Source organism: Chamaesiphon polymorphus CCALA 037, assembly GCF_003003845.1.
Taxonomy (GTDB): Bacteria; Cyanobacteriota; Cyanobacteriia; order Cyanobacteriales; family Chamaesiphonaceae; genus Chamaesiphon; species Chamaesiphon polymorphus.
This window is the reverse complement of the sequence record NZ_PVWO01000640.1, coordinates 1-2,760: the sequence shown is the minus strand read 5'-3', so window position 1 is coordinate 2,760 and position 2,760 is coordinate 1. Positions and strand designations below refer to the sequence as shown.

1 protein-coding gene is annotated in these 2,760 nt (G+C 48.2%); it reads right to left on the bottom strand.

The features are described from left to right. Positions 1-2,760: non-ribosomal peptide synthetase (locus C7B77_RS27620; RefSeq protein WP_146138563.1), on the bottom strand; the 2,760-nt coding region annotated here is incomplete at both ends.

The window sequence follows — 2,760 nt, the reverse complement described above, 5'->3', positions numbered from 1 at the left end:
GTGTTGTTCGAGCACCACTTCCCGTTCGGTGTCGGTGAGGTGTTGTAAGTCTGTCACCGCTATATCCATGCTGGCGGCTGGTTGAATCACCTGCATCGGTGTGCCATTGACTGCGTTAAAACTGGTGCGCAGTGCTTCGTGGCGACGGACGATTTCGGTTAGGGAGCGATCGAAGGCATCGAGATTTAAGTCCCCAGTCAGCCGCAGGGCGGCGGGTATATTGTAAGTCGCCGATGCGCCTTCGAGTTGGTTGAGGAACCACAGTCGTTCTTGAGCAAAGGACAGAGGAATGGATTCGCTACTTGGGGCAATGCGCTCGATTGCTGGTAGGCTCCATCCTTGCTTCTGTGTGCGTAATTGGGTGATGGTGCGCTCTAGTTGCACGACAGTCGGAGCTTCAAATACAGCTCGCAGGGGGATGTCTACGGTAAAGCTGTGTTTGAGTCGGGAGGTTAATTGGGTTGCTAATAACGAATGTCCGCCTAATTCAAAGAAGTTGTCGTGAATGCCGACTTTTTCGACCCCTAAGACGGTGGTGAAGATGTGGGCGACGATTTCTTGATTTGGTGTGTGTGGGGCGACATATTCTTGTGTGCGCTCGATCTCACCATCTGGTGCGGGTAGTGCTTTGCGGTCTACTTTGCCATTAGGAGTCAATGGGAGGGTATCGAGAGTGACGAAGGCAGCGGGTACCATGTACGCGGGCAGTTGCTGTTGCAGGAATTCCCGCAGTTTTTGAGTACTGAGGTTCTCTTGCTCACTGACTACATAGGCTATTAGTCGTTGGTTGCCAGTCGGATCCTCGGTGGCGATGGCAACTGCTTGTCGGACATGGGGATGACTACTGAGCACTGCTTCGATCTCCCCCAACTCAATGCGGAACCCGCGAATCTTGACTTGATGGTCGATACGTCCCAGGAATTCAATATTGCCATCTGGTTGGTAACGTGCTAGGTCGCCAGTTTTATATAACCGTGCCGAGCTGTCTGGTGAGAAGGGATTGGGGATGAATTTCTCGGCTGTTAACTCTGGACGGTTGAGGTAGCCACGGGCTAATCCATCGCCCCCGATGTGGAGTTCTCCAGCGACGCCAATTGGTACTGGTTGGAGTTGTGAGTCGAGAATGTAAACTTGCGTGTTGGCAATCGGACGACCGATCGCCGAAGGTTTATTTTCGGTGGTTACTACTCTCAGGTGCGCAATTAGAGACCAGATAGTTACTTCTGTTGGACCATACAGATTCCATAATTCGCTCCCAGTTTCTAGAATTTGATGAGCTAATCGAGCCGATAATGCTTCACCACCACACAATACTTTGAGGGGATAGTCACAAGACCAACCACTCGCTAGTAGCATTTGCCAAGTAGCTGGAGTAGCTTGCATCACAGTTATCCTCGATCGAGATAACTCCGACAAAAGTCGCTCTCCATCAGTAGCAACTTCACTAGAGACTAGCCAAATTTTTGCGCCTACCAATAATGGTAAATAAAGCTCTAGGGCTGCGATATCAAAGGAAATAGTCGTAACTGCATTGAAGGTGTCTTCTGGAGATACTCCAGGAAAACACCGCATGTCGGATAAAAAATTTACCACACTACTGTGACAAATTTGAACTCCCTTGGGTGCTCCAGTCGAGCCGGAGGTGTAGATGACATAAGCCAGATTAGCTGCACTAACACTAGTCACCAAATTCTCTGGACTGTGAGATTCAATTACCCCGCCATCGGGATCCAAACAAACTACCTGAGCTACATGGGAGGGCAGTGTAGACAACAAGTTTTCTTGTGTCAACAATACTTCTATCTCCGCATCACTTACCATATAACTCAAGCGTTCTGTCGGATAGCTGGGGTCTAGAGGGACATAAGCTCCACCTGCTTTGAGAATCCCCAATAATCCCACCACCATTTCTAGCGATCGTTCGACACAAATGCCCACCAGGACTTCAGGTTTGACTCCTAACGTTTGGAGATGATGTGCTAGCTGATTGGCGCGGTGATTTAACTGTTGATAGGTTAATTCTTGTTGCTCGAACACTACGGCGATCGCCTTGGGGGTTTTGGCTACTTGTTCTTCAAATAATTGATGGATACATTTATCTTGGGGATATTCCCTCGCGGTATTATTCCAGTCGAAGAGTAACTGATGGCGTTCGGACTCACTCAACAACGGCAATTCACTAAGTGTTTGATGTGGATTTGCGACAATGGCTGATAACAAGTTCTCAAAATGACTTGCCATCCGCTCGATGGTTGACTTATCAAACAAGTCGGTGTTGTATTCCCATTCACACTCCAGTCCTATCAAACTTTCACTTATTGATAGGGTTAAATCGAACTTGGCAATAGTGCTCTGAGTGTTTAACTCACTCAATTTCACGCTGGGTAATTCAATCTCACCTAGCGGCGTATTTTGTAAGGTAAACATCACCTGAAACAGAGGGGAATGGCTCATCGAGCGTTGGGGTTGTAATGCCTCAACAATCTGCTCAAAGGGCACATCCTGATGTTCGTAAGCGGTGAGTGTATTTTCTCGTACTTGCGTCAGTAACTGCTCGAAACGGGGATTATCCTCTAATCGAGTTCTCAAGACTAACGTATTTACAAAAAAGCCGATCGATGACTCAATTTCACTCCGGTTGCGATTGGCAATGGGAGAACCAATCACCACATCTGACTGACCACTGTAACGATAGAGTAAGGTGGCAAAGGCGGCCATCAAGGTCATAAATAATGTACTACCTGTCTGCCGCGACAATGC